Origin of the sequence: Yoonia sp. (assembly GCF_965660735.1) — a bacterium.
Lineage (GTDB): Bacteria > Pseudomonadota > Alphaproteobacteria > Rhodobacterales > Rhodobacteraceae > Yoonia.
Genome location: NZ_CBFIBD010000027.1, coordinates 1 through 25373, shown reverse-complemented (window position 1 = coordinate 25373; position 25373 = coordinate 1). Strand labels below are relative to the sequence as shown.

Genomic DNA, 25373 nt, shown 5'->3' with positions numbered 1-25373 from the left:
CCCCTCACACCCGCACCACATACTCCTTCACCGTCGTCTCCACGACCTCCCATTCCCCGGTGTACCCCGGGCGCAGGACAAAGCTGTCGCCGGGGCCGACCTCTAGCCGCGATCCGTCGGACCCATGGATCACCGACCGGCCCGACAGGATGCGGCAGTATTCCCATTCGTCGTAGGAAATCCGCCAGCGGCCCGGCGTGCTGCGCCAGATGCCGCAATAAAGCCCGTCGCGGTCCTCGACATTCCAGGTCGTGAACACCGGATCGCCCGCGATAAGGCGGTCGGGGGCGGGGCCGCCGACCTCGCCGTCGCCTGATTGGTCCAGTTGATAGATCAGCATGGTCATTCCTCTACCTTCCCCCGCAACGCCTTCACTTCGCCGCGCTGCTTTTTCCCCGTCAACCGCCGCTTCACCGAGCCATAAGTCGGTTTCGTCGCGACTCGCCGTTTCGGCACCACCGTGGCGGCCCGGATCAGCTCGGCCATCCTGTCGCGCGCAAGTTCCCGGTTGCGGGCCTGGCTGCGGGTGTCTTGGACGAACAGCACAATCGCCCCGTCCGTCGTCCACCGCCGCCCCGCCAGTCGCCGCAACCGCCGTTTCACCGGGTCGGGCAGGTTGGGGGATCGTTCCGCCTCGAACCGCAACTCAACCGCCGTGGACACTTTGTTCACGTTCTGCCCGCCGGGGCCGGACGCGCGGGTGAAGCTTTCGGTCAGCTCCCAATCCGCGATTTCGATCTGATCGTTGATTTTCACCTGCGCCACCGTGCGTTGGGGTCCGACGTTTGTCCGACATGTATCCGACGCGACGCCGACCGTCAAAATACGCGTGAATTGCGAAGGGGTGGGGCCACATTTGGCTGCGCCAAACGTTTTGCCCCACGCGGTCGAAACTGCCTTTCGACCGCAAAAAAGGGCTACCCCGGCGGTGGGATAGCCCTTTCCTGAATTACGGAGGTGGGTCGGTTAGGATCACCACCTTATGGTGTTCTCAGCCAAGGGCTGCCCTAGCTTTGACCCCCATAAGTTGTCCCGACACACTTCTCCAATACCTCATGATGCACTGGATCACCTCCTTTCAAATATTTCGCCTGAAAGCAAGGTCGCACAGATTTGGTATATTTCAAGTAAAAATATACCAGCGATAGCGATTAAGTGACCGGCTGCGCCCGCTGCCCCACAATAAGGCGAAACGGCACCAGAGCGATCAATGCGACGGCAATCTTGACACCCCAGTCCGCAACGGCGAGCGACACCCAAAGCGGCACCAGCGGCCCCACGCTCAGGAAGGGTACAGCGTCCTGTGCCCAAATGATCTGCTCGGTGGCCAGCGCGCTGAAGCCATTGAAGAAAGCGGCGAAAGCGATGGAAAAGAAGATCGCCGTGTCGACGACTGAACTGACCAGCGTGCTGACCAGTGGTGCTTTCCACCACACCCCGCCGCGGAACCGGTTGAACACGGAAATATCCAGCAATTGCGCAACGGCAAAGGCGGTTGCGGACCCGATCGCAACCCGCAAGGGCACAGCAGGTCCGAATTCAAGCATGATCTGGCTGCCGATCAGAGAACAGATGATCCCCACGACCAACCCGGAAAACACGACCTTGCGCGCGGCTGATGCCCCGTAAATCCGGTTCATCACATCCGTGACCAGAAACGCCAGCGGATAGGTGAACGCCCCCCAGGTCAGAAAGCCGTCAAGGATCAGGAATTGCACAAGGATATTGGAGGCCACGACAATGGTGGCCATGGCGAGAACGCCGGGAAGGATACGTGTCATAAGATGTTTCCGTTTTGACAAGGGTGCGGCACTTGGCCCCCGATCGGGGACGGGGTGAATTAACCCCCGTGTGTCAATCCGTCAATCGATATTCGACGATTTCTGTTTGCTGGAAGAAGCGGAAATTATCATCGGCGATCATCGTCAGCCGAAGCCCAAAAGCATCCTGCCAGACGCTGATACCTTCCAGATTGCCGTGGGTGCCCGTGCTTGTCTGCAATAGCGCTTCTTCACGGCCACCCGTCAGATCGAACCGCCGCACGCGGCTGCGGAAACCGATCCCTGCAAAGTCCCGTTCCAGCAGGTAAAGCCGCCCATCCGGGCCGATATCGGCACCTGCGATCAAGAATGCCCCGCGTCGTGGAATGTGGAATGGCTGGTCCCAGCGCCCGTCCTTGAACCGGTAAACCGGAAACGGCAGGTCTGCCCGCCCTGACCGCTCCGGCATGGTATAAAGCGCACCATCAAGGCCAATCGCAAGCGCCTCGAGCGAGGCGTTGGCCTGCATGTCGGCAAAGTCTCGCGGGCGGGGCAGAGGGGTTGATTTGCTCCATGCGCTGTCGAACAGCCGCACCAGATGCACACCCTCGAATGAAATGAAAACCTGCCCATCCGCGCCAATGGCCAGACCTTCGCTGTCGTTTTCGCCTGCGGCAATCGGGGTGCCCCCGGTGCCGCGCAGGGGCTGCACCGGCGCGGCGTCAATCGCCCTGATCACGCCATGTTCGCGTTTGAATCGTCCCGATGTAAAACCACCCCGGTCACTGATCGCGACAAAGCCCGCACCGTCGTCGGTCACATCAATCGCCGAAAAGCCGCCAAACACGGGATCATCCGATTGCCAGTGGTAGTGCCCGATCAGCACTGCGTCTGCCCAAAGCGGCGCGGCCCAGAGCAGGGCAAGAAGCCACAGACTGTGCCGCACCTAGTCGGCGTTCAGCACGCCAAGGCACTGGCCCGGCAGGTTGGCCATTGTCAGCTCGGCCCGTGGGGTGGGTGGCGGCGCGTTTGGGTCTGGGGGGGGCGGGTTCAGGATACGGTCCACCCAGCCCTGCGCCTCGGCGCAGCCGTCACCGCTGGGCGGCGGGGGCTGATCGGTGCAGCCTGCGGCGCCCTCGGGGCAGTTCAGCCGCACGTGGAAATGATAATGATGCCCCCACCACGGACGCACCTTGTTCAGCCAGCTGCGGTCGCCGGTCGCTGAATTGCACATTGCCACCTTGGCGCCGGGAAAGATGAAAATGCGCGCGACGCGCGGGTCTGATGCGGCGGCGCGGACAATCGCCGCGTGCTGTGGTGTCCAGCTGTCATTGGTAAAGGCACCGGCATTTCGGCGCATGGAGATCGAAGAAATCTCTTCGCGTTCCTGCACGCTCAGGTTCAGTCGTTGTGGTGGCAGCATCCAGATATCAGCATCCAGCCCGGTCTGGTGGCTTGCGTGCCCTGTCAGCATCGGGCCGCCGCGCGGCTGGCTGATATCTCCGACATATAGTCCGGACCACCCCGGCTGGGTGGCGGCAAACCGGCTAAGGTCCTGTATGAATTCAACCGTTTCGGGCTGCGCCCAGTTGCGGTTGCGCGACAGGCGCATGGCCTGCCATGTGGGGCCGGTTTCGGCCAGTTGCGCGGCCCCCGCCTGACAGCCCCTTGCGTAGCCACCAAATGATTGCGGTGGTTGCCGTGATGCCACTGGCATCGCGCCAAACAGATTTTTGGCCACACGGGTGTCGCCTGCGTTCTGGGTGGACAGGGCCATTTCCGGTGGGTCGTCTGCCTGACAGGCTGACAGACCAAGGGCAAGAATTGCTGCTATGACGAAACGGACCATTGTGCGCGATCTCCTTCCTTGTTGACCCAGCGTAGCAGGAAAAGCCCGGTCAGGAAAAGGATGATGACGGGCAGGAATCCCAGTTGCACATTCCCTGTCGCCCAAGTGAAAAGCGCGATCAGCGCCGGGGCAAGAAAAGCACTCGCCTTGCCGGACAGGGCAAACAGGCCGAATGCCTCGGCTGGGCGGTCGGGGTGAGTGTGGCGCACCATCATCGAGCGTGACGCGGCATAAACCGCCCCCCCAGCCCCGCCGATGGCTGCGCCGCAAAAATAGAAAATGATGTCGGGGATCAGTGACCCTTGGGCCAGTGGGATACCGAACAGGCTGGCGCGCGACATGCCCACGATGATCGTGCTGACCGCGACCAGCATGATGACCGTCGCGGTGATCACCGGCTTGGGCCCGAACCGCTGATCGGCCAGTCCGCCGACCCATGTGGCGATGGCCGCCGTGATCGCGCTGACGATGCCGAAAACGCCGATCTGGATGATGCTCCAGTCCAGCACAAGCCGGGCATAGACCCCGCCATAGGCATAAAGCGCGTTCAGCGCATCGCGATAGAACATGGACGACAGCAGGAAAAACCCAAGGCTGCGGCGTACAAACAGGGACTTGAAGGTCGTGGCCAGTTCGCTAAGCACCGTGCCGCCGCGCATCACGGCACCCTTGACGCGGGGCGCGTCGCGCACGAACAGAAAGAACGGCACCATGAAGATGGCGAACCAGATGGCGATGAACGGCCCGACAGATCGCGTGCCTTCGCGCATATCAGGGTCCAGCCCGAACAGCGGCGCAATGCCAAGTAATGTGACCCCCTGATCGTTTTCGGCCAGAAACAGCAGCATCGCAAAAAGAGCCAGCACCCCGCCCCAGTAGCCGAACGCGGCACCAGAGCCGGAAATGCGCCCGATTTCGTCGTCGGTGCCCAACGACGGCAAAATGGCATTCACGAAATTCAGGGCAGACTCTGCTGCGATAAATCCGATGTAGAAAATCACCAGCGTCCAGACAAGCCGGCTGCCATCCGGCGTCAGCCCCCACAACATCCATGTGGCAATGATGTAAACAACCGAAAAGAACGCGATCCACGGGATCTTGCGCCCTGATCTGTCGGCCCAAGCCCCCAGAAAAGGTGCTGTAAACGCGATGATCAACCCGGCGATGGTCTGGCCCGATGACCACAGGCTTTGCGCTTGGGCACGGGCCTGTCCGCTGTCGGTGCCTTGTGCCATATAATAATCTGCTGCGACCGTGGCGAAATACGGGCTGAAAATAAAGGTCAGGCCAAGCGTGTAGAACGGTTGTGAGGCCCAATCAAAGGCCATCCATCCCCAGATGCGTTTCTTGCTGACTGCCATGTGCCTGTCCCTGCTTTTCTTTGCGGGGATAAGACACCGGCAGGCAGGACCTTTGCAAGCAATGGTTTAGCAGTCGGTCCTGCCATTTCCGACCGGGCGCAGGGGTTCTGCCGCGTTGGCGTCAATCCACGTCTGTGCCCGTGCGGGCAAGCAACGGACTTGCCGGATCGGGCGCAAACCCCTAGATCAGGCGGGCATATAAAAAGGACTGCGCAAACATGGTATCGATCTTTCAAATCCTGCTGTTGATCCTCGGGGTCGCCCGTTTTTTCATCTTTGCGCATTTCATCATGAGCTGGCTGATCCGGTTCGAGGTGCTGAACATCCGCCAACAATTCGTCGGGCAGGTGTGGTATACGCTGGAACGTATTCTTGACCCGCTGTATTCGCGCATCCGCCGGTTCATGCCTGACCTTGGCGGGATTGACTTGTCGCCCATCGTGGCCCTGATCGGAATCGAGATTTTGCGCATCCTGCTGATCAACAATGCGGCCACATTTCTTTGACCGGCAGACCGACAGGTTCCCGCTCATGTGGCGGGCCGAGGTTGCCAAAGGGTTGCTTCGTGGATGAAATTCTTAAAGACTGCGCCGCAATGAAAATGCGATTTGCGCGCGAGGATGGCGCAATCGAAACAAAGGAATTGATCCTATGGGGCTTTTGAATTTGACGAAAACCGGTGTTGCCGTTGTGCTGTCCGCGCAGCTGGTTTTGGCGACGCAGGCCGTGACCATGGCGCAGGCCGAAATGATCGGCACGGACGCGGCGATTACAAAATATACCGTTCATGCCGACCGCAGTTTCCTGCTGGACGCGATGCAGCGTGACGATGTGCAGGCGGCGATGATTGAACAGGGCGTCGACCCCGCAGAGGCGGAGCAGCGTCTTGCCGCCCTGTCCGATGCCGAAGTCGCCACGATCGTGCAGCAAATGGAAGACGGATCTGCCGGTGCCGACATTGTTGGCACGTTGTTTACGGTCTTCGTCATTTTGCTGCTGACGGACATTCTTTGCTTTACCCGGATCTTCAGCTTTACCCGTTGCGCCCGCTAGCGGTTATCCTGCGGCGCGTTTCCTGTCTGCTGGCATGTGTCTGGATGGCGGCCTGTGCGCCGCCTTTCGATCCCGACACGCGCCTGCAATCCGATGTCCCGACCCGCGCCGCAGTGCAGGGCGTGCCTTTGATCCGTCAAGAGGCGTTCTATTGCGGACCCGCATCCCTTGCGATGGTCATGCAATGGGCGGGCCATGATGTGACGCAAGACGATATCGCGGCCCTTGCCTTTAGCCCCGGCGCAGAAGGCACCTATCTGGCTGACATGATCGGTAGTGCGCGGCGCAAGGGGCAGCTTGCCGTCGAGATCGGAGATTTTGATCAACTGTTGTCCGAAGTCGCCGCCGGTCATCCGGTGATCGTGTTCCAGAACCTTGGTTTGGGGATTGCGCCTGTCTGGCATTACGGTGTCGTGACCGGCTATGATTTTGACCGCGATGAGGTTTACCTGAATTCGGGCCAACGCGACCAGATGGTGATGCCCTTTGCCGTCTTTGAACGGACATGGCGGCGGGGAAGTCAGTGGGGATTGGTCGTGCTGCCGCCCGATGAACTGCCGGTCAGCGTGTCAGAGAAGGACGTGCTGAGCGCTGCTGCCGCATTGGAACGAGCGCGGCAATTTCAGGCAGCTGCGACGCTGTATCAGGGGGGGGGCGCCCGTTGGCCCCAAAACTGGCTGTGGCCGTTCGGACTGGGCAATGCCCGCTATGCGCTGGGCGATTTGCAGGGGGCGCGGCAGGCATTGCGGCGCGCGCGCGCGATTGCCCCATCAATCCCCGAAGTGCGTGCGAACCTTGCGCATGTTGAAAGCGAATTGTCAGGCTAGTGTGGGTTGAAATCGACATTGCGGGCCGCGAAACGCAACCAATGTTCCCTATCGGAAATGTGCGCTGCCGCAAAAACGCCTATCACAGTCGCCCCTGACCTTTCGGCGATTTGGGGCGCATGGTCTATTCTGCCCAACCACTAGGCGGAGATTCCCGATGGCAGACCCGATCACTTTCACACTTGATGGCCAAACCGTGACCGCCCAGCCGGGTGAAACGATCTGGGAGGTCGCGCATGGCCGGGGCCTTGTGATCCCGCATCTGTGCCATAAACCAGCACCCGGTTACCGGTCCGACGGGAACTGCCGCGCCTGTATGGTCGCTATTGATGGCGAACGGACGCTTGCGGCATCCTGCATCCGCGAACCCAGCGAAGGCATGGTCGTCACGACGGACCAGCCGCGCGAAAAGCAGGCCCGCCGGATGGTCATGGAACTTCTGGTCGCCGATCAGCCGGAACAGGCCGTAGCCCACGACAAATCCAGCCACCTCTGGGATATGGCCGGCAAGCAGGGCGTCAGCCAAAGCCGCTTCCCCACAAAAGACGCCACCCACATCCCGCTGCTTGACGACAGCCATGTGGCGATGTCGGTGAACCTTGATGCCTGCATCCAGTGCGGGCTTTGCGTGCGTGCCTGCCGCGAAGTGCAGGTGAACGACGTGATCGGCATGGCCGGCCGGGGGCAGGATGCCTATCCGGTTTTCGACATGGATGATCCCATGGGCGCATCATCCTGCGTGGCCTGCGGCGAATGCGTGCAGGCCTGCCCCACCGGTGCGCTGTTGCCCGCCACTGTGACAGACGAAAACCAACAGGGTGATACCGCCGATTTTGACCGTGAAGTGAAATCGATCTGCCCCTTTTGCGGGGTTGGGTGTCAGGTCAGTCTCAAGGTCAAGGGCGACAAGATCAAATTCGTCGAAGGTATCAACGGTCCCGCCAACGAAGGCAGACTTTGCGTCAAGGGCCGGTTCGGTTTCGACTATATCCACCACGACCACCGCCTGACCAAACCCCTGATCCGCCGCGACGATGCCCCCGCCAAGGGTCTGAACGTCGATCCCGGCAACTGGCAAACGCACTTTCGCGAAGCAACATGGGACGAGGCGCTGGACGTTGCCGCGAACGGCCTGAAGGGACGCGGGCGCGAAATCGCAGGCTTCGGTTCGGCCAAATGCACCAACGAAGAGGCGTATCTGTTCCAGAAACTGATCCGTCAGGGGTTCGGTCATAACAACGTCGATCACTGCACGCGGCTTTGCCATGCGTCATCCGTGGCCGCGCTGATGGAAAATGTCGGTTCCGGCGCTGTGACTGCGACCTTCAACCAGATCGAAAATGCGGATGTGGCGATTGTCATCGGGGCCAACCCGATTGAAAACCATCCCGTCGCTGCGACCTATTTCAAGCAATTCGCCAAACGCGGCGGTAAGCTGATCGTGATGGACCCGCGTGGTCAGGCGCTGCGACGCCATGCGTCACATATGCTGCAATTCCGGCCCGGTGCCGATGTGTCCCTGCTGAACGCGATCATGCATGTGATCGTGCAAGAACGGCTGTACGATCAGCAATATATCGAGGCCTACACCGAAAACTGGGAGGCAGAGAAAGAGCATCTTGCCGATTTCGCACCTGAAAAGATGGAAGGCATCTGCGGTATTCCGGCGGAAACCCTGCGCGATGTCGCCCGCACATTCGCCGGCGCGAAGGCTGCGATGATCTTTTGGGGAATGGGCGTCAGCCAGCATATCCACGGCACCGACAATGCGCGTTGCCTGATCAGCCTTGCGTTGATGACGGGGCAGGTGGGCCGCCCCGGCGCGGGGCTGCACCCGCTGCGCGGGCAGAACAACGTGCAGGGCGCGTCTGACGCGGGCCTAATCCCGATGTTCCTGCCGGATTATCAGCCCGTGGGCGACCCGCGCGTACGCAACGCCTTTGGCAGAATCTGGGAGGAAGGCGAAATTAACCCCAACAAGGGCCTGACCGTGACCGAAATCCTTGACGCGGTCCATGCGGGGGACATCAAGGGTATGTATATCTCGGGTGAAAACCCTGCCATGTCCGACCCCGACGTTGAACATGCGCGCGATGCGCTGGCCAAGCTCGACCACCTTGTGGTGCAGGATATCTTTATCACAGAAACCGCGAATTTCGCCGATGTCATTCTGCCGGCGTCGGCCTTTGCCGAAAAGACCGGCACCGTGACCAACACCAACCGGCAGGTCCAGATGGGGCGCCCTGCCATGTCGCCCCCCGGTGACGCGCGCGAAGACTGGTGGATCACGGTCGCACTGGCCCGGCGGCTGGGCCTTGGCTGGACCTATGCCCACCCGCGCGAAGTTTTTGCCGAGATGGCGCAGGTGATGCGGTCGCTGAACAATATCACGTGGGACCGGCTGGAAGCGGACAGCGCCGTGACCTACCCGTCACTGTCGCCCACCGATCCCGGCCAACCCATTGTCTTTGCAGATGGTTTCCCCCGCCCCGATGGACGCGCGCGGTTCACACCCGCCAACGTGATCGCACCTGACGATACGCCTGATGCGGATTATCCGATGATCCTCACGACAGGGCGGCAGTTGGAACACTGGCACACCGGATCAATGACGCGGCGGTCAAAGGTGCTGGATGCCGTGGAACCAGAGGCAAACTGTTCCCTGCACCCCGCAACCTTGCGTCAGTTGGGCGTGGAACCGGGCGGCATGCTGCGACTGACCACACGGCGCGGCAGCATCACCGTCATGGCCCGCGCCGACCGCGCGGTCGCCCTCGACATGGTATTCCTGCCCTTTGCCTATGTAGAGGCGGCGGCGAACATCCTGACCAATTCGGCAGTGGACCCTTACGGGAAGATTCCCGAGTTCAAGTTTTCAGCGGTGCGGGTGGAAAAGGTGGAGGAAGAGGTGGCGGCGGAGTAGGGGGCAAAGGATGCGCTGAAAACCCCCAAGCTGATTCGATACTTCGGGATCAATAGCTTCACTATCTGTTTGGAGGGGCGGCGCAGACTTTCGAGAATCGAATTCTAGCCAAGTTGCCAAGCAGATAGCGAGACCTGTCCGTTTGTGGTAGCGTTAGGGCGATAGATTGGAATTAAGGGGTGTCAAATTGATTGAGAGCATTCGAACGTTCTTATCACAACCGTGGAATGCCGGGGTCGGAGCTTGGGCAGCAGTAATTAGCGCTGTCGTGGCTATTGTGTTTTTCATCATCACCGTAAGACGCCAGAAGGCTGCGGCTGGTCGTGGTGGTGATGCAATCGTCAAGAATGCTGATGGCGAGGCTTATGGTGGAAGGGGAGGATCTGGCGGAGGACATTTTGGACAGGGTGGCGATGGTGGAAACGCCAAAGTTGTTGGCGCAAGGGGCAAGGCGATTGGTGGGGACGGTGGCGATGCTTGAACGCGATAAGTTCCCTCGTGGCGGTCATGGCGGATCATCCGAAGTTCGAGGGAACAGCGGAACTGCAATTGGTGGTAGGGGCGGACGTGGCGGGAATGTACGGGGCGCTAAAGGCGGGGATGGCGGAGGAGGCCATCATGAAGGGGATGGCACTATAATTGGAGGCGATGGCGGTGATGCGGGACGCTTGGGTAGACCGACACTAGGCGCTCCATCCACGTGTGAACGAATGCTCCACACCGATTGGTCTTCCATTTTACTGGCCACCTCTGTCGATGAATATGGGATACTTCTGCCTGGTCGCGGTGGCGACAGTGGTCAAGCAGAAATTGTTTCCGACGGACGTTCATACTCGCTCAATGTCATTCTTAAACTGCTTCGAATTTGGCGGAATGAAATCATTGATACGGTTGACGAACTTGCCCCAAGCTCTCCGCACGCATGGTGGGACCTAGCTACGGAAATGTTCCCCAAAGAGTCTGAGCGAGCGCTGGCGCACATGAGAGAATGCGAAGATTATCCAGACCAACGGAGTCGCTCGCCATACTCCTGAATGATATTTGTGTTTGGAAACTCAGATCGCAACGTCGATGCAATACGAATAAAATTCTCGCCTTCGGCACTCCAAACGAGCCTTCCCTCATTTCGCCCATTGGCATCTTTAGACGCGTTGGATCAGAAAACCCATTAACTGAACGCTTGTTCAAAAAATGATTTGACGGATCGGGGGGCTTGCCCACAGTATACCTCAAAGGGGTGGATCGCGGGGAGGCGACTCGCCCCGGCGCTGGCGCAAAGTCAGTGAGGGAGGATCATTGCGATGAACGAGAGTGCCAGCAGCGGAGTCACATCCATTCCGGACCTTCTGGCCCGGAACGTGGCGCAGCATGGCGCAAAATCCGCCTACCGCGAAAAGGAATTCGGGATCTGGCAAAGCTGGACCTGGGCGCAGGCCGCCGCCGAAATCGACGCGCTGGCCATGGGGTTGCTGACGATGGGCGCGGATGTGGGCGACCATATTGCCATTGTCGGGCGCAACCGCCCCGCGCTCTATTGGGCGATGGTCGCGGCGCAGCGGATCGGCTGTGTGCCGGTGCCGCTGTATCAGGATGCCGCCGCCGAGGAAGTCGCCTATGCGATGGAACACTGCGGCGCGCGGTTTGCCGTTGTGGGCGATCAGGAACAGGTGGACAAGATCGCGGATGTGCGCGCCAGCCTGCATGAATTGGAACATGTGATCTATCTGGACGGGCGCGGCCTGCGCAAATACGATCATTCCCATATGACCAGCTATGCGGATGTGCAAAAGGCCGGGCGCGCGTCGGGACGCATCGACGAGGTCAATGCACGCTCTGCCGCGCGCACCTATGACGACACATGTGTGATGCTGTATACTTCCGGCACGACGGGGCGGCCCAAGGGTGTTGTGCTGTCGAACCGCAATGTGATCGAAACATCGAAAAACTCCGCTGAATTCGATCATCTGAAGGCGGGCGACGAGGTGCTGGCCTATCTTCCTATGGCCTGGGTGGGCGATTTCATCTTTTCCATCGGTCAGGCGATGTGGGCGGGGTTCTGCGTAAATTGCCCCGAAAGCCCCGACACGATGATGACCGACCTGCGCGAGATCGGGCCAACGTATTTCTTTGCCCCGCCGCGGGTGTTCGAAAACCAGTTGACCACCGTGATGATCCGGATGGAGGACGCGAGCCGGATCAAGAAATGGCTGTTCGATCATTTTATGGCGGTTGCGCGCCGTGTCGGTCCCGCCATTCTGGATGGCAAACCTGTGAGCGGCATGGACCGATTCCGGTATTGGTTGGGTAATCTGCTGGTGTATGGCCCGCTGAAAAATACGCTGGGGCTGAGCCGCGTGCGGGTGGGCTATACCGCAGGAGAGGCGATCGGCCCCGAGATTTTCGATTTCTACCGGGCTTTGGGGATCAACCTCAAGCAGCTTTATGGCCAGACAGAGGCGACGGTTTTCATCACACAGCAACCCGATGGCGAGGTGCGCAGCGACACAGTGGGCGTTCCGTCGCCAGGGGTAGAGTTGCGGATCGCCGAAAACGGCGAGGTGTTCTATCGCTCGCCGGGTGTTTTCGTCGAGTATTACAAGAACGCCGAAAGCACGGCCGGCACCAAGGACCCCGAAGGCTGGGTTGCAACAGGCGACGCCGGTTTCATCGAGGAAGGCACCGGCCATCTGCGGATCATCGACCGCGCCAAGGATGTGGGCAAGATGGCCGATGGCAGCCTGTTTGCGCCGAAATACGTTGAAAACAAGCTGAAGTTCTACCCCAATATCCTTGAGGCGGTCGTGTTTGGTGCGGGCCGCGACTATTGTGTGGCGTTCATCAACATCGACCTGACGGCGGTGGGCAACTGGGCCGAGCGGAACAACATCGCCTATTCGAGCTATCAGGAATTGTCGCAGCACAGCCAGGTGCTGGCGCAGATTTCCGATCATGTGGCGGAGGTGAATAAATCGGTTGCCGCCGATCCGATGCTGGCGGGCTGTCAGGTGCATCGGTTCCTTGTGCTGCACAAGGAGTTGGACCCCGATGATGGCGAGATTACCCGGACACGCAAGGTCCGTCGCCGGACAGTGGAAGATAAATACGCCGATCTGATCGATGCGCTGTATGCCGGTAAGGACGAGATTTATACGGAGACAGAAGTGACCTATGAGGATGGCCGGAAGGGCAAGATCAAGGCGACGCTGGATTTGCGGGATGCGGTTGTCGCGCCTGCGCGACAGGTCGCAGCGGAATGACGGTTCGGCGCTCAGCTTCGCTATCGCCCCGCCCCCCATCCCGTTGCCTCTGGCGGGAGTGTTTCTGGCAAGATGACGGGGGTGTTGCGTGAAGGACAGTATGGAGCCTTATGTGACCGAGGATGGTCGCACCATTGGTGGCGTCTTGATGGACATGCGCGGCATAACGCTGCGTTTTGGCGGCGTCGAGGCGATCAAGAATATTTCCTTTGATATCCGCGAAGGGGAAATTCGTGCAATCATCGGCCCCAACGGCGCGGGCAAATCATCGATGCTGAACGTTATTTCGGGATTTTATCATCCGCAGGAGGGCGAAGTCTGGTTTCGCGGGCAAAAGCGGCCGCCAATGAAGCCGTTTCAAGTGGCGCGTTTGGGGATAGCCCGGACGTTCCAGAATATCGCCCTGTTCGAAGGCATGACCGTGTTGGATAACATCATGACCGGGCGGCTGACCCATATGAAAGCGGGCATGTTGGCGCAGGCCGTGTGGTACGGGCGGGCGCAGGCCGAAGAGGTGGCGAACCGCGCGGTGGTGGAACGCATTATCGATTTTCTTGAAATTCAGGCGATCCGTAAGACGCCCGTGGGCCGTTTGCCCTATGGGTTGAAAAAGCGTGTCGAACTGGCCCGCGCGCTGGCGGCAGAGCCAAAGTTGCTGTTGCTGGACGAGCCGATGGCGGGCATGAATGTTGAGGAAAAAGAGGACATGAGCCGCTTTATCCTTGATGTGAATGATGAGTTCGGGACGACTATTGCCCTGATCGAACACGACATGGGGGTGGTGATGGATATCAGTGACCGCGTGGTTGTGATGGATTACGGTCGCAAGATCGGGGACGGCACGCCGGAAGAGGTGCGTGGAAACCAAGAGGTGATCGATGCCTATCTGGGGGTGGCCCATGACTGAACGAGGTGTGACTGATGTCTGCTGATTTCCTTTACGGCATCGAGGTTGTCATCAACGGCCTGATGGCCGGAGTGCTTTACGCACTGGTGGCGCTGGGATTTGTGTTGATCTTCAAGGCATCCGGCATCTTCAACTATGCGCAGGGCGTCATGGCGTTGTTCGCGGCGCTGACACTGGTCGGGGTCATGGAAGGGCAGGTGCCTTTCAGCCATTTGATCAACGCAGTTTTTGGCACGGACATCCACAATTTCGGCTGGGAGGTGCCCGCGCTTCTTGCGATTCTGTTGACGCTGGTGGTCATGGTGTTTTTTGCCTGGGCGGTGCAGAAATTCGTGTTCCGCCATCTGGTCGGGCAAGAGCCGATCATTCTGTTCATGGCGACGATTGGTCTGGCCTATTTTCTGGAAGGTGTCGGTGATCTGATGTGGGGGTCGGATATCAAGACCCTTGCGCTGGGCTTGCCGCAGGGGGGGTCCATGTTCGTGGAGGATCTGACATCCGGTCTGGGTGGTGAGGATTTCTACGGGTTCTTTATCGACAAATTGGACATGGTGGCGACCGTCGTGGCAGCGGTGCTGGTAATAGGGCTGATCGCCTTTGCCCAGTATACCAAGCAGGGCCGCGCGATGCGGGCCGTGGCCGATGACCATCAGGCGGCATTGTCGGTGGGCATTTCGCTGAATTTCATCTGGGTGCTGGTCTGGTCGCTGGCCGGGTTGGTCGCACTGGTTGCGGGTGTGATGTGGGGGGCGAAATCTGGTGTGCAGTTTTCGCTGTCGCTGATCGCGCTGAAGGCGCTGCCGGTGCTGATGCTGGGGGGCTTTACGTCGATCCCCGGTGCGATTGTGGGCGGGTTGATCATTGGCGTTGGCGAAAAGCTGTTTGAATATACCATCGGCGCGCCGTTCCTAGGTGGGGCTACCGAAAACTGGTTTGCCTATATGCTGGCGCTGATTTTTCTGGTGTTCCGTCCGCAGGGGCTGTTTGGGGAGAAGATCATTGAGAGGGTTTGACATCGCAGCATTGATCACCGGCGGGTGTATAGCGATTGCCGCTGTCGTGCTTGGATTCGTTGCTTATGCCGATTTGCGTTTTCGAGGGTTTGGCAGCGCTCAGGGTTCTGATGCATGGGCGACAGTTTGGCTTTCAGTAGCCGTCGGCATTGCAGCAGTTATTGTGGTCACTCTGTTTTTGAGAAGGAACAAGCCCTAATGCTCTATCGTGAAGCAGGTGATTTCAAGACATCCTATGAGACGGACAGCCAGACTTTTCCGATCAGGTTCGACCGGATCGGGTTTTGGGTGGTCGTGGCGATTGCCTTTGGCGTCATTCCGTTCCTGATCAACGACTATTGGGCCAATGCGATTTTCGTACCGTTTCTGATCTATGCGATTGCGGCCATCGGGTTGAATATTCTGGTGGGCTATTGCGGGCAGGTCAGTCTAGGCACGGGAGGGTTCATGGCGGTGGGGGCCTATGCCTGTTACAAGCTGATGACCAGCTTTCCCGATGTATCCATCGTCATTCATGTGATGCTTGCCGGGGTGATCACAGCTGCGGTCGGGGCGGCGTTTGGGTTGCCATCACTGCGGATCAAGGGATTTTATCTGGCGGTGGCCACGCTGGCCGCGCAGTTCTTTCTTGTCTGGATGTTCAACAAGGTCAGTTGGTTCTACAATTACTCTGCATCCGGCCAGATCAATGCGCCCGAACGGTTTGTCGGGGGTTTTGCAGTGACCGGGGCGAATACATCTGCTCCGGCGAAATATATGATCTGTCTGGTGTTTCTGACGGCCTGTGCTTTGCTGGCCCGCAATCTGACGCGGGGCACGATCGGCCGTTCGTGGATGGCGATCCGTGACATGGATATCGCGGCGGAAATCATCGGGGTGAACCCGCTGAAGGCCAAGCTGACCGCATTCGCGGTGTCGTCGTTCTTTATCGGGATTGCAGGGGCGTTGTTCTTTGCCGTCTATCTGGGCGCGGTCGAGGTGGGCGAGGCATTCGGCATCCAGAAGTCGTTTCTGGTGCTGTTCATGGTAATTATTGGCGGGCTGGGGTCTATCTTTGGCAGCTTCGCGGGGGCGGCATTTCTGGTGTTGCTGCCGGTCGCCCTCAAGGTGATCGGCGTCGACCTGCTGGGCTGGCCCACTGATCTTGTCGCGCACCTGCAACTGGTCATCGTGGGGGGGCTGATCATGTTTTTCCTGATCAAGGAACCGCATGGTCTGGCGCAGATATGGCGTTTGACAAAGGAAAAACTACGGCTTTGGCCGTTTCCTTATTAGCAAAAAGCCGGGGCCGAACCCCGGTTCACGACAAATCGGATCAACCAATGGGAGGAAAGAACCGATGACACTCAAGACACTAGCCGCAATGGCCCTGGCCGGGGCAATGGCCGCCGGACCTGCGATGGCCGAACTGGTCATTCCTGATCTCAGCTATAGGACCGGCCCGTATGCGGCGGGCGGCACGCCATTTTCGGACGGCTATCAGGACTACTTCAACCTGCTGAACGCCCGTGACGGGGGCATTGGCGGTGAAGCGATCCGGCTGATCGAATGCGAAACCGGCTACAACACCGAAAAAGGCGTTGAATGCTACGAAGCGACCAAGGGTGAAGGCGCGTTGATCTATCAACCGCTGTCTACGGGCATCACCTATCAGTTGATCCCCAAGGCGACGGCGGATGGCATTCCCCTGCACACGATGGGCTATGGCCGCACGTCCGCTGCCAATGGCGAAGTGTTCAACTGGGTTTTCAACTATCCTGCGAACTATTGGGATGCCGCATCTGTGGCCGTGAATTATCTGCTGGATGAAAACGGTGGATCGCTGGACGGCAAGAAGATCGCGCTGGTCTATCACAACTCTGCCTACGGCAAGGAACCGATCCGCACGCTGGAGGAGCTGTCGGCGAAGCACGGGTTTGAACTGACCCAGCTGGCCGTGGATCACCCGGGCCAGGAACAGAAATCGCAGTGGCTGCAAATTCGCCGCGAACGTCCCGATTACGTTGTGATGTGGGGCTGGGGCGTGATGAACCAGGTTGCTGTGCAGGAAGCTGCGAACATTGGGTTCCCGATGGAAAATTTCATCGGTAACTGGTGGGCCGGTGCCGAACATGACGTGACCCCTGCGGGCATGGCCGCTGATGGCTACAAGTCGCTGAACATGAACCGTGTGCAGGACTATCCCGTGCTGGGGGAAATCAAGACGCTGGTCCACGATGCAGGTAATGCAGCGGGTGACGGCAGCAACCTTGGTTCGGTGCTATATGTGCGGGGCATGTATGCCGCGATGCTGGCTGCCGAGGCGATTGCAAATGCACAGGACATCCATGGCGTTTCCGCAGTGACCGCAACCATGGTTCGCGACGGCATGGAGGCGCTGGACATCACCGAGGCCCGGATGGAAGAACTGGGTATGGGTGGTATCGGACCGGTCTTCTCGGTTTCGTGCGAAAACCACGGTGGGTCCGGTCAGGGGCTTGTGCAGCAGTGGAACGCGGCTGACGGTGTCTGGGTGCCGCTGACCGATTTCATCGCGCCAGATGACAGTGTGATCGACCCGCTGATCGCCGAGGATTCCGCCGCCTTTGCAGCGGAAAACAACATCACACCGGGTTGCCTGTGATTTGACCATGGCGGGCGGCCCTTGGCGGCCGCCCGTATTCCAAGAATTTCTGGCAAGATGACATAGCCAAGAGAGGCCAAGATGCTGGACAGCGCCAAGACCGAGACCTTACTTGAGGTCAACAATATCGAGGTGATCTACAACCACGTCATCCTTGTCCTTAAAGGCGTGTCGCTGAATGTGCCCAAAGGCGGAATTACCGCGCTGCTGGGTGGCAATGGCGCAGGCAAGACCACGACGCTCAAGGCGATTTCGAACCTGTTGCAATCCGAGCGGGGTGAAGTGACCAAAGGGTCCATCATCTATCGCGGTGAAAAGGTGCAGCATCTGTCGCCCTCCGATCTGGTGAAAAAGGGTGTCATTCAGGTGATGGAAGGCCGCCATTGTTTCGAGCATCTGACCATCGAGGAAAATCTGATGACCGGCGCCTACACGCGTGGCGACGGCACCGGGGCGGTCAGTGCCGACCTTGAGATGGTCTATGATTACTTTCCGCGTCTGCGCGAGCGCCGCAAAAGCCAGGCAGGCTATACCTCGGGTGGTGAACAGCAGATGTGCGCGATTGGGCGCGCCCTGATGTCCCGCCCTGAAACGATCCTGTTGGACGAACCGTCGATGGGTCTGGCGCCGCAGCTGGTCGAAGAGATTTTCACAATTGTGAAAAACCTGAATGAAAATGAAGGGGTGTCCTTTCTGCTGGCCGAGCAAAACACCAATGTTGCCCTGCGTTTCGCCCATCAGGGATACATTCTGGAAAGCGGGCGCGTGGTGATGGAAGGACCGGCAGCCGAGTTGCGCGAGAATCCGGATGTGAAGGAATTCTATCTGGGCATGTCGGACGAGGGCCGCAAATCGTTTCGCGATGTGCGCAGCTATCGCCGCCGCAAGCGCTGGCTGGCGTAAGCGTTGTGTGGGCAGTTCAAGACTGGTTATTGAATAGCAGGCGGTGCGGGGTCTAGCGTTGCTTGTCCGAATTGCCATGATGACGGACAGGAGAATGCAATGATGACCCACTACGACGATCTGGAAACGCAGACCGCAGAAAGCCGTGAATCCCGGCAAATGGCCTTGTTGCAAAAACAGTTGTTGCGCCTGCGCGCGACTGAAAAGTCTGACCTGCCGGATGTCGAAATTAAATCGCTGGCTGATCTGGCGCTGTTGCCCGTGCTGCGCAAATCGGATCTGGCCAAACTTCAAAAAGCGGCCCCCCCTTTCGGTGGTATGGCTGTGACGCACCCCAGTCATATCTTTCAATCCCCCGGTCCGATCTATGAACCGGGCGGATCCAGCCATGACTGGTGGCGCTTTGGCCGTTTCCTGCATGCCTGTGGCATCGGCAAGGGCGATATCGTGCAGAACTGCTTTGGCTATCACCTGACACCAGCGGGGACGATGTTTGAAAATGGCGCGCGGGCCGTGGGGGCCACCGTGTTGCCTGCGGGCACGGGCCAGACCGAATTGCAGGTGCGTTCAGCCGTTGATGTGGGCACGACCGCCTATGCGGGCACGCCGGATTACCTGAAGGTTATTCTGGAAAAGGCCACTGAAATGGGCGTGACCCTGCAGATTACCAAGGCCGCCGTGTCGGGTGGCGCGCTGTTTCCGCAGCTGCGCCAGTTTTATGCGGATCGTGGCATCACATGCCTGCAATGCTATGCCACTGCCGATCTGGGCCATATCGCCTATGAAACGATGCCCGGTGAAGGGATGATCGTGGACGAAGGCGTGATCGTAGAGATCGTGACCCCCGGCACCGGCACACCGGTTGAGGTGGGCGAGGTGGGTGAAGTTGTGGTGACATCGCTAAACCCCGATTACCCGCTGATCCGCTTTGCTACAGGCGATATGAGCGCGGCGATGCCTGGGCAAAGCCCTTGCGGGCGCACCAATATGCGCATCAAGGGCTGGATGGGACGGGCCGACCAGACCACCAAGATCAAGGGGATGTTCGTGCGCCCCGAACAGGTGGCCGACCTGGTTGCGAAAACCGGTGCGGGCCGTGCGCGCGTGATCGCCGACCGTGCAGGCGACGCTGATACGATGATCGTGCAGGTTGAAGGTGACGGGCTTGACCCCACTGCCATCGCTGTGGCGGTGCAGGATGTGCTGAAGCTGAAAGGGGATGTGCAATGCTGCGCCCCCGGAACATTGCCGCGCGACGGCCTCGTGATCGAGGACCGCCGGACATACGAGACCTGAACGAAGGAGTACCCTGATGCGAAACGTGTTTCTGACAACGGCCCTGATGGCGCTGGGCGTGCCTGCGCTGGCTGATGATGCGGCCCTTTTGATCGGGGTGGAACGCTATCAGGAATTGCGCCGCCTGTCGGGTGGTGCCGATGTGACCCGGGCGGATGACGATCTGCGCGATGCCGGCTATGTCGTTGCCGCGCTGACGAACGGATCGTCCCGAGATACCCGGCGCGTGCTGGGTGACTTTCTGGCCGAGGTGGACGATGCCGACCGGCTGGTCGTGGGCCTGTCGGGGCGGTTTGTCACCGATGGCGGGCGCACATGGTTCCTGACCGCCGATGCGGATCAGCCCGACCTGTTCACGATGGGCAACACAGCAGTGTCGCTGGACAGCCTGATGGCTGTGTTGGCGCGCGTGCCGGGGCAGGCGGTGCTGGTGCTGGGCCTTGATACAGGGGCGAATGATGCGCAGGGTGATTACCTGCGCGAAGGGCTGGGTGAACTGGATATTCCACAGGGGGTGACTGTGGTGATCAGCCCGCCCAACCAGACCGATGATGTTCTGTCAGATGCTATCGCCCGCCCCGGTCGCAATGTCATGGGCTATGTGCGCGACAATCGCCGGTTTTCCGCACAGGGTTATGTGCCGCAAAGCCTGATCCTTCAACCTGATGATGTCCCTGTGGTGCAGGCGCCTGTCGTTGATCCAACACAGGGTTTCTGGGAGAGCGCCCAAGAGACGAATACCGCCGACAGCTATCGCAATTTCCTCTTTACCTATCCGAATAGCCCCTATGCCGCCGAGGCACGTCGGCGTCTGGACGAAATCGAAAACGACCCTGTGCGGATGGCCGAACTGGCAGAGGATGCGTTAAACCTTTCGCGCAACGAACGCCGCGCGATCCAGCAAAACCTGACTCTGCTGGATTACAACACACGCGGTGTCGATGGCATATTCGGCCCCGGCACCCGCGGTGCGATCCGCAACTGGCAGCAGACCAACGGGTTTGCGCAGACAGGGTATCTGACCGCTGAACAGATCAGCCGCATTGACGGGCAGGCCAGCAGGCGCGAAGCCGAAATTGCCGCGGAAGAGGCCGAAGCCCGTGCCACTGCGGAACGGCTTGACCGTGCCTTTTGGGAGGAAACCGGCGCGCAGGGGGATGAAGCAGGCTATCGCATCTACCTGGACCGATACCCCGAAGGTCTGTTCGCCCAAGAAGCGCGCGAGGCACTAAACGTGCCGCAAGAGCCGCCGCGCGATCAATCACAAGGCAACGATCTGGCCCGCTCCGAGGAAGAGGCCCTGAACATCAACCCTATTCTGGCGCGGCTGATCGAAAGCAGGCTGGACCAGCTGGGGTTTGATCCGGGCCGGGTCGATGGGCAGTTTGACAACGATACGCGCAGTGCCATCGCCCGCTATCAGACCCGGCGCAACCTGCCGGCCACGGGCTATCTGAACCAGCCAACGCTGGCGCGCCTGCTGGCCGATACGTTGGGGCGGTAAAATCCGCGCGCTGGGTTGCCACCGGTCGCCATGACGCAAAGCCCCCGCATGATGTGACAGGCGGGGGCTTTTGTTGGTTATGCGGGCGTCCTATTCGGTCGCGCGCACATACCGTTCAACCAGCAACCGGATGAACCCTTGACCGTCTTCATACCGTTTGACGCCGATAAGATATGTGCCTTCCTGGACGCGGCCGATCACCATGCTGTCCAAGCCGTCGCCGTAATCGTCATTCTGCCCGATCTCGCGCCCCAGATCATCGTAAACGATCAGCCATGGGTCACTATTGCCCGCTGCGATGGCCTCGACCAGCAACAGGCTGCTTTCAGCCACATCCACGGTAAACCATGTCACGTCGCTGGCGGCCTGCACATCCTGCCGCAGACGTGTCTGTAGTGTCCCAAGCGAAGTGAACGCGACGCTGCCGTCAAGTGGGGGTGCGGCCTCTCCGCGGGCATAAAGGCTGTTCAGCGCAGTCTCGGGATCATAGGCGTTGACACTGACCGAGATCGGCAGTGCGGTGTCGTTCAGCGCGGTGACCCCGATGCAATAGGTGCCGGCGGCCAGCGGCTCGGTCATGTCAAGCTGCGGGTTCAGCCCGTCGAAATCATCATTTTCGGCGATAAGCGCACCATCCGGTCCGTATAGGGTCAGCACCGGATCGGCATCCTGGTTTTCTGCGCGGATGCTGACAGCGGTCGGACGTTCAAGGGTGAAAGCCCAATAGGGGATCTCATCGACAGAGCCAGTGGCGCTTGCGCCAATGCCCCCCAGTGAGGTGGCTGTTTCACAGCTGCCAAGATCGTCGCCCGCGACATTGGCACTGGTCCCCTCGGTAAGGGGGGCATGTTCGGTCCGGCCGATCCGCACAAATGCGGTCATCGGACCGCCGTCGTAACTGCGCAGGGCCATACAATAGGTTCCCGCCACAAGGGTGGTTTCCGCGCGCGATGCCGCGCTGCCGCCTGAATCGTCATCTGACAGGATGACGCCACCAGTGCTGTCAAGCAGATCAATGATCGGATCACCTGCACCGCGGCCTGCCGCCTCGACCCTGACGTCGGTCACTTGGGTCAGCGTGAAGAGAGACACATATTCGTTGCCGCCCATCACCAGCGCCATTTGTTCAAGGTAATTGCCGACGGTCGCGATATCCGAACCCGCTTCGTCCCCGCCGATCCATTGCCCATTGCGGCCCGCACCGTCGCAAATTGCGTCTTGGGCCAACGCGGCAGAGCCGCACAGGGTGAGCGTCATTGCGAGCGTTACCGGTTTCAAGGCGCGAAATATCATGGTCAAACGGTCCTTTTCGTATTGTGCGAAAGCATTACGCTATCGTAGGCGCAATGCCTGCATCATGGCCATACCGAAGCGGTGCAACGACGGCAGATGCCTGTCAACTTTCTGCCGGAGGCAGTGACAGCAAAAGGCCTTGCGCAACGAAAAAGGGTCGCGCCACCGGCACGACCCTTTGTTTTCTGCTGCTGATGCGCAGGTTCAGCCCTGACGGGCCTTGAACCGGCGTTGCGTCTTGTTGATCACATAGACGCGGCCCTTACGGCGCACGACGCGGCAATCGCGATGGCGCTGCTTGAGCGAGCGGAGGGAGTTACGGACTTTCATGTCGCGTGTCCTTCATGTCGCGGCGCGCGGATTGCGCCTTGGGTTTATGTCTGGACCCCGAGGGGCCCGCGAATGCATGGTGGACGATACTGGGATCGAACCAGTGACCCCTTCGATGTCAACGAAGTGCTCTACCGCTGAGCTAATCATCCATGTCCAACACTTTTCGCCACACGCCCTATAACGAAACAGGACGCGGGGCGAACCGCGTCAGGTGTGCGGTGTATAAAAGGAGTCGGAACGGGGATCAAGGGCTTTTGGTAATTTCATATTATGCGCTATCTATGATCGGGAAGGAGCCGCAGTTGTCGCATTCATCTTATGATCTTGTTCGCCCCGGCACACGCACGACCAGCGTGGTTTTTGCCTCGCCGCACAGCGGGCGCGACTACCCCGCGTCGTTTCTTGGACAGGCCGTCCTGGATGCACGTGAAATCCGGTCATCCGAGGATGCTTTTGTAGATTTACTGTTCGCGACGGCGCCGAATCACGGTGCCCCTTTGCTTACCGCGACTGCGCCGCGCGCATATCTTGACCTGAACCGCGCGCCGGATGAATTGGATCCGGCCTTGATCGCAGGTGTGCGCCGTACGCCGCACAATCCGCGTGTCGCCAGCGGTTTGGGTGTCGTGCCGCGGGTCGTGGCCAACGGCCGCCAGATTTATCGTGGCAAGATCACTCTGGCCGAGGCGCACAACCGTATCGCGACGTCTTGGCGGCCCTATCACGATATGCTGCAGACGCTGCTTGACGAGAGTTACAATGCCTTTGGGCAGGCCATCTTGATCGATTGCCATTCGATGCCGCATGAGGCGCTGGAAAACGTGGGCGCCATGGGCGGGGTCCGCCCCGAAGTGGTGTTGGGCGATCGTTTTGGCGCTGCGGCGTCCGGCGACGTAATTGAACAGGTCGAGGCCGCCTTTGCCAAAGCAGGGTTGCGGGTGGCGCGAAACATGCCTTTTGCCGGGGCCTATAACACCCAGCACTATGGTCGCCCTGCCAAAAATCAGCACGCCATTCAGATTGAAATCGACCGTGCCCTTTATATGAATGAACGCACGTTGGCGCCGCATGACGGGTATGCCGCCTTCAAGGCCCTGCTGGACGGAGTGATTGCCGATCTGGCTGCAATCGGCCACATCGGCGAACAGCAGGTCGCCGCCGAGTAGGGGAGATGGTGGACCACCCTTTGGGCTAGCGCAGTGCGCGGCCCTTGATAATCGCGTCTGCACCGTATTTTTCCCGGATCAAGTCGGCGGCCTTTTCGGCCCGTGCCCGTTTGCCTGCATCGGGGTCCAGCAGATCGCCTTCGCGGTCTGCATCTCTGGCCGATGTGATTTCCGACAGACCGACACCCAAAAGACGGTAGGGGCCTTGCGGGCCCGCCTGATCGAACAAGGCCCGTGCCGTCCGATAGATCGTATCGGCCAATTGGGTGGGGTGACGCAGGCTTTGGCGTTTCGAGATCAGCTTGAAATCCGATGTCTTCAGTTTCAGTGTTACGACGCACCCGGCCTTTTCCTTGGCCTTGGCCCGCGCGCTGACTTTTTCGGCCATGCGCCAGATGTGCCCGTCCAGAATGTCGGTGTCGCCCGTATCTTCGTGAAAGGTGGTTTCGTTGGACAGGGTCTTGACCGGTGTATGCGCCGAGATACGGCGCGCGTCTTCGCCGCGTGCCAGACCAAAGAGCCTTTCACCCATGCCGCCGAAACGGTCGTGCAGGTCGCGCCTGTCCCACCGCAGCAGATCATCAAAGGTGCGAATGCCCGCCGCGTTCAGGCTCGCTTGCGCCGCCGGGCCGATCCCCCAGATCAGCCGCACGGATCTTGGGCGCAGAAATGCGGTTGTTTCCGCTCTGCCGATGATCGAAAACCCGCGCGGCTTGTCCAGATCGGATGCCACTTTGGCCAGAAATTTATTGTGTGACAGCCCGATCGAGCCGGTCAGCCCCAGTTCGTCCTTCATCCGCTTGATCAGCCGCGCCAGCATCACGGCAGGCGGGGCGCCATGCAGGCGGGCGGTGCCGGTCATGTCCATGAACGCCTCGTCCAGTGACAAGGGTTCGACCACGGGTGTCAGTTCCTCCATCATCGCCCGGATCGCGCGGGATGCTTTTGTGTAGGCCTCAAAGCGGGGGCGGACGACCACGGCCTCGGGGCAGAGTTTAAGCGCCTGAAACATCGGCATTGCAGATTTGACGCCCTTGATCCGCGCCACATCGCTGGCGGTGGATACGACGCCCCGCCTGCCGCCGCCGATGATGACGGGCTTGTCGGCCAATGCAGGATTGTCGCGTTTCTCGACCGAGGCGTAGAACGCATCGCAGTCCATGTGGGCGATGGTCAGGTCGCAAAGTTCCGGGTGCCGTGTCACCCGTGGACTGCGGCAGGTCGGGCAGCGGGTTTCGCTGTCGAAGGTGGTCAAGCAATCACGGCAAAGGGCGGGCATGGTTCTTTATACGGGGCGCTGGAAAT

General features: G+C 59.7%; 23 protein-coding genes and 1 tRNA gene. 14 read left to right on the top strand and 10 right to left on the bottom strand.

Translation table 11 applies throughout. The features are described from left to right. Positions 1-4: 4 nt before the first annotated feature. From ACTG4B_RS10805 to ACTG4B_RS10780, 6 genes are all read right to left on the bottom strand, one after another. Positions 5-346: a cupin domain-containing protein gene (locus tag ACTG4B_RS10805; protein ID WP_439155713.1), complete on the bottom strand. Its 342-nt coding sequence runs from the start codon at positions 344-346 to the stop codon at positions 5-7. Further along, positions 343-756, bottom strand: a complete 414-nt coding sequence (gene arfB / locus ACTG4B_RS10800) for an alternative ribosome rescue aminoacyl-tRNA hydrolase ArfB (protein ID WP_439155712.1) — start codon at positions 754-756, stop codon at positions 343-345. Before arfB ends, ACTG4B_RS10805 begins: the two co-directional genes overlap by 4 nt. A 395-nt stretch (positions 757-1151) precedes the next feature. Continuing rightward, positions 1152-1781 carry a queuosine precursor transporter gene (locus ACTG4B_RS10795; RefSeq protein ID WP_439155711.1) on the bottom strand — a complete coding sequence of 210 codons (630 nt, stop codon included), beginning with the start codon at positions 1779-1781 and terminating at the stop codon, positions 1152-1154. 73 nt (positions 1782-1854) lie between these two features. Next, positions 1855-2706, bottom strand: a complete 852-nt coding sequence (locus ACTG4B_RS10790) for an esterase-like activity of phytase family protein (RefSeq protein ID WP_439155710.1) — start codon at positions 2704-2706, stop codon at positions 1855-1857. Then, positions 2707-3609: a penicillin-insensitive murein endopeptidase gene (gene mepA / locus ACTG4B_RS10785; protein WP_439155709.1), complete on the bottom strand. Its 903-nt coding sequence runs from the start codon at positions 3607-3609 to the stop codon at positions 2707-2709. Further along, complete coding sequence (locus tag ACTG4B_RS10780; protein WP_439155708.1) at positions 3591-4970, bottom strand: MFS transporter; 1380 nt, start codon at positions 4968-4970, stop codon at positions 3591-3593. The genes mepA and ACTG4B_RS10780 overlap by 19 nt, the downstream gene beginning before the upstream one ends. Positions 4971-5188: 218 nt before the next feature. On the opposite strand from ACTG4B_RS10780, the gene ACTG4B_RS10775 reads away from it, so the two are divergent. The 13 genes from ACTG4B_RS10775 (at position 5189) to ACTG4B_RS10715 (ending at position 21276) form a co-directional block, all read left to right on the top strand. Then, on the top strand, positions 5189-5476 hold the full coding sequence (locus ACTG4B_RS10775; RefSeq protein WP_439155707.1) for a YggT family protein: 288 nt from the start codon (positions 5189-5191) through the stop codon (positions 5474-5476). A 145-nt stretch (positions 5477-5621) separates the two neighbouring features. Next, on the top strand, positions 5622-6023 hold the full coding sequence (locus ACTG4B_RS10770) for a PA2779 family protein (RefSeq protein WP_439155706.1): 402 nt from the start codon (positions 5622-5624) through the stop codon (positions 6021-6023). Beyond that, positions 5981-6850 (top strand): PA2778 family cysteine peptidase, encoded by an 870-nt coding sequence (locus ACTG4B_RS10765; protein ID WP_439155705.1) that lies wholly within the window; start codon positions 5981-5983, stop codon positions 6848-6850. The genes ACTG4B_RS10770 and ACTG4B_RS10765 overlap by 43 nt, the downstream gene beginning before the upstream one ends. A 157-nt stretch (positions 6851-7007) precedes the next feature. Then, the gene (gene fdhF / locus ACTG4B_RS10760; protein ID WP_439155704.1) at positions 7008-9773 is read left to right on the top strand and encodes a formate dehydrogenase subunit alpha; all 2766 of its coding nucleotides are present in this window, start codon (positions 7008-7010) and stop codon (positions 9771-9773) included. A gap of 187 nt (positions 9774-9960) precedes the next feature. After that, positions 9961-10254, top strand: coding sequence for a hypothetical protein (locus ACTG4B_RS10755; protein ID WP_439155703.1), 294 nt, complete (start codon positions 9961-9963; stop codon positions 10252-10254). Positions 10255-11074: 820 nt separating this feature from the next. Continuing rightward, on the top strand, positions 11075-13030 hold the full coding sequence (locus ACTG4B_RS10750) for an AMP-binding protein (protein WP_439155702.1): 1956 nt from the start codon (positions 11075-11077) through the stop codon (positions 13028-13030). Between the two features lie 100 nt (positions 13031-13130). Continuing rightward, positions 13131-13937 carry an ABC transporter ATP-binding protein gene (locus ACTG4B_RS10745; protein WP_439155730.1) on the top strand — a complete coding sequence of 269 codons (807 nt, stop codon included), beginning with the start codon at positions 13131-13133 and terminating at the stop codon, positions 13935-13937. A 14-nt stretch (positions 13938-13951) separates the two neighbouring features. After that, the gene (locus tag ACTG4B_RS10740; protein ID WP_439155701.1) at positions 13952-14950 is read left to right on the top strand and encodes a branched-chain amino acid ABC transporter permease; all 999 of its coding nucleotides are present in this window, start codon (positions 13952-13954) and stop codon (positions 14948-14950) included. A gap of 198 nt (positions 14951-15148) precedes the next feature. Beyond that, positions 15149-16225, top strand: a complete 1077-nt coding sequence (locus ACTG4B_RS10735; RefSeq protein WP_439155700.1) for a branched-chain amino acid ABC transporter permease — start codon at positions 15149-15151, stop codon at positions 16223-16225. A 64-nt stretch (positions 16226-16289) separates the two neighbouring features. Next, positions 16290-17573, top strand: a complete 1284-nt coding sequence (locus tag ACTG4B_RS10730; RefSeq protein WP_439155699.1) for an ABC transporter substrate-binding protein — start codon at positions 16290-16292, stop codon at positions 17571-17573. An 81-nt stretch (positions 17574-17654) separates the two neighbouring features. After that, entirely contained in the window at positions 17655-18476 is an 822-nt protein-coding gene (locus ACTG4B_RS10725) for an ABC transporter ATP-binding protein (RefSeq protein WP_439155698.1), read from the top strand. A gap of 99 nt (positions 18477-18575) precedes the next feature. Continuing rightward, entirely contained in the window at positions 18576-19772 is a 1197-nt protein-coding gene (locus ACTG4B_RS10720; RefSeq protein WP_439155697.1) for a phenylacetate--CoA ligase family protein, read from the top strand. Positions 19773-19788: 16 nt separating this feature from the next. Then, the gene (locus ACTG4B_RS10715) at positions 19789-21276 is read left to right on the top strand and encodes a peptidoglycan-binding protein (RefSeq protein ID WP_439155696.1); all 1488 of its coding nucleotides are present in this window, start codon (positions 19789-19791) and stop codon (positions 21274-21276) included. A gap of 90 nt (positions 21277-21366) precedes the next feature. Here ACTG4B_RS10715 and ACTG4B_RS10710 read toward each other — a convergent pair whose 3' ends face one another. The 3 genes from ACTG4B_RS10710 to ACTG4B_RS10700 form a co-directional block, all read right to left on the bottom strand. Next, the gene (locus ACTG4B_RS10710) at positions 21367-22569 is read right to left on the bottom strand and encodes an ABC transporter substrate-binding protein (RefSeq protein WP_439155695.1); all 1203 of its coding nucleotides are present in this window, start codon (positions 22567-22569) and stop codon (positions 21367-21369) included. Positions 22570-22773: 204 nt separating this feature from the next. Continuing rightward, positions 22774-22899, bottom strand: coding sequence for a type B 50S ribosomal protein L36 (gene ykgO, locus ACTG4B_RS10705; RefSeq protein WP_010141322.1), 126 nt, complete (start codon positions 22897-22899; stop codon positions 22774-22776). Between the two features lie 77 nt (positions 22900-22976). After that, positions 22977-23051 (bottom strand) — tRNA-Val (locus ACTG4B_RS10700). A gap of 153 nt (positions 23052-23204) precedes the next feature. On the opposite strand from ACTG4B_RS10700, the gene ACTG4B_RS10695 reads away from it, so the two are divergent. Next, positions 23205-24068 (top strand): N-formylglutamate amidohydrolase, encoded by an 864-nt coding sequence (locus tag ACTG4B_RS10695; protein WP_439155694.1) that lies wholly within the window; start codon positions 23205-23207, stop codon positions 24066-24068. 25 nt (positions 24069-24093) lie between these two features. Here the strand turns inward: ACTG4B_RS10695 and ACTG4B_RS10690 are convergent, their stop codons facing one another. After that, positions 24094-25347 (bottom strand): DNA polymerase IV, encoded by a 1254-nt coding sequence (locus tag ACTG4B_RS10690; RefSeq protein WP_439155693.1) that lies wholly within the window; start codon positions 25345-25347, stop codon positions 24094-24096. Positions 25348-25373: the final 26 nt, after the last annotated feature.